This window comes from Hymenobacter sp. B1770 (genome assembly GCF_049896385.1).
Lineage (GTDB): Bacteria > Bacteroidota > Bacteroidia > Cytophagales > Hymenobacteraceae > Hymenobacter.
Genome location: NZ_JAFCUF010000033.1, coordinates 1 through 1,318 on the forward strand (window position 1 = coordinate 1; position 1,318 = coordinate 1,318).

Below are 1,318 nucleotides of genomic sequence, written 5' to 3' on the forward strand. Positions count from 1 at the left end.
CACGTTTTAGGAAGGTGCCGAGTGAGTACACGGCTTCTGGAGCGCAGGGCGCTGAGTTCTGCAACAGCCACGGTGGTGCTGTAAACGCGGGCTGTTTGGTGAAAGGAGCCTTTTGCGTAGTGGACGTTACGCCGATCCGTTTAGGGGCAAGCCGACGCGAAAGGTGGTGCCCTGGCCTTCCTGGCTCTCCACGGTGAGCGTGCCGCCGTGGCCTTGGGCGATGATGTCGTGCGCGAGCGAGAGGCCCAGGCCCGTGCCCTCGCCCAGGGGCTTGGTGGTGAAAAAGGGCTGAAAAATCTTCGCCTGCACGGCCGCGCTCATGCCCGGGCCGTTGTCGGCGATGCAGATTTCGACGCCGCCCGGCCCCGTGCGGGTGTGCACCCACACGGCGGGGTGGTAAGCGGCCTCGCCCGCTTGCTGGCGCTGGCGCACGGCGTGAAAGGCGTTGGTGAATAGATTAATGAGCGCCCGGACCAGGTCCTGCGGCACCACCGCCACCCGGGGCAGGGCCTGGTCCAGCGCGGTGGTCAGGTGGGCGTGGAAGGCACGGTCTTTGGCGCGCAGGCCCTGGTAGGCCAGGCGCAGGCTGTCTTCCACCAGCCCGTTGAGCGGGGTGGGCTCGCACCGGCCGGTGCCCGCGCGCGTGCTCCAGCATGCCCTGGATGATGGCCGTGGCCCGCTGCCCGTGCTGGCTGATTTCGCACAGGTTTTGCTTCAGCCCGGCCCGGATGTCGCCCTCCAGGCCGGCGGCGTGGGTGCCGGCCATGTCGTCCACCAGGCCGGTGCTCACCTCGGCAAAGTTCTTCATGAAGGTGAGCGGGTTCTGCAGTTCGTGGGTGATGCCGGCTGTGAGCTCGCCCAGGAAGGCCATCTTCTCCTGCTGCACCAACTGGGCCTGGGTTGCGCGCAAGTCGGCTAGCGACTGCTCGAGCTGAGCAGTGCGCTCCGAGAGCAGGTCGTTTTGCGCGCTAATGACGCGCAACGCGGTGGTGTTGATCTGGTCGAACACCAGCGCCACCACCAGCAAAATCAGCATGAGCCCGGCCAGGATGTCGAGGTGCCAGAACTGGGCCTTGTCAGCCGGCACCAAGTTCGGAAACACGTAATGCTGTTGCTCCAGCAGCCACAAGGTCACGGCTGTGGCCAAGCCCAGGCCGAAGAAAAGCAGCCCCGCCCGGCGGCCCAGCAGAAAGGAACCCATCACGCCGCACAGCCCCAGCCACCAGGTAGTGGCCGCGTAGTAGCCGCCTTGATACACCGAGTTGACCACTACGGTGAGGTAACCGATAAATAGAAAACAATAGCCCAGCGCGACGTG

General features: G+C 65.4%; 2 protein-coding genes. Both read right to left on the reverse strand.

From position 1 onward, the window contains the following. Positions 1-126 precede the first annotated feature (126 nt). On the reverse strand, positions 127-498 hold the full coding sequence (locus ACP7AJ_RS21235) for a sensor histidine kinase (RefSeq protein WP_426062238.1): 372 nt from the start codon (positions 496-498) through the stop codon (positions 127-129). Next, a partial coding sequence (locus tag ACP7AJ_RS21240; protein ID WP_426062237.1) for a histidine kinase dimerization/phospho-acceptor domain-containing protein occupies positions 458-1,318 on the reverse strand: 861 nt, incomplete at its 5' end. The genes ACP7AJ_RS21240 and ACP7AJ_RS21235, both read right to left, overlap by 41 nt.